Raw genomic sequence first — 886 nt, 5'->3', positions numbered from 1 at the left:
TTGCGGAACGGCTGCGGTGCGGCAAGCTCATGCCCGCGACCTTCCAGCACGGCCCGCACCTCGGCATGCATGACCTCCAGCGTCGTGTGATCGCCGATCAGATGGTGCAGCAGCTCCAACAGCAGCCAGCGCCCCGTGCCCGGCTCGCGCGCGATCACGACGCGCATCAACGGCGCCCGGCCAAGGTCGATGCGGTACTGGCGCGGATCGAACCGCCGCTTCAGCTGCTCGGAACCGGGACCGCCATCCTCATCCAGCTCGACCTCGCGCACCTCCAGGGCCGCCTTGCGCCACACCACCTGCGCCGGGCTCGACAGACCCTCCCAGACAAAGGCCGTACGCAGAATGTCGTGCCGGTCCACCACCTGCTGAACCGCGCCAAGATAGCGCTCCAACAGGCCGCGCTCGGCAAACGCCATCTGCGAGACCAGCAGATACGGATCGCCCTTCGTCGCCAGCAGATGATGGAACAGGATGCCGTCCTGCAGCGGCGACAGGCAATAGATATCCTGGATGTTGGCGACCCCGCCCGGCACCGTGGCGACGATCCGGTCGATCTCCTGTTGGGTCAGATCGATCAGCGGCAGCATCCGCGGCGTAATCGCCGTGCTGTGTTGCGTGATCAGGTTGGCAGGCACCGCCACCTCGTGATGGCTGCCCAGGCTGGCGGCCAGATCGCAAAGCACCGGCCGGGCGAACAGGGTGCGCACCTCCACCCCGAGCGACAGCCGCCGCAGCCGCTCCATCAGCTGCACGGCCAACAGCGAGTGGCCGCCGAGCTCGAAGAAGTGGTCGTGGCGGCCGATGCGCTCGAGGCCGAGCAGCTCTTGCCAGATCCCGGCCAGCAGCGTCTCGACCTCGCCCTGCGGCGCTTCATAGGCGGTGC

Annotated in this window: 1 protein-coding gene; it reads right to left on the bottom strand. The window is 67.8% G+C overall.

Annotation, left to right across the window (positions count from 1 at the left end; all coding sequences use genetic code 11):
* The coding region (locus NKJ06_RS35555) for a condensation domain-containing protein (protein WP_352812605.1) at nucleotides 1-886 on the bottom strand (886 nt) is incomplete at both ends.

The sequence above is a fragment of the Mesorhizobium sp. M0293 genome (genome assembly GCF_040321735.1).
Lineage (GTDB): Bacteria > Pseudomonadota > Alphaproteobacteria > Rhizobiales > Rhizobiaceae > Mesorhizobium.
Note: the sequence above shows the minus strand (reverse complement) of the source record. Positions and strands in the feature narration are given on the sequence as shown.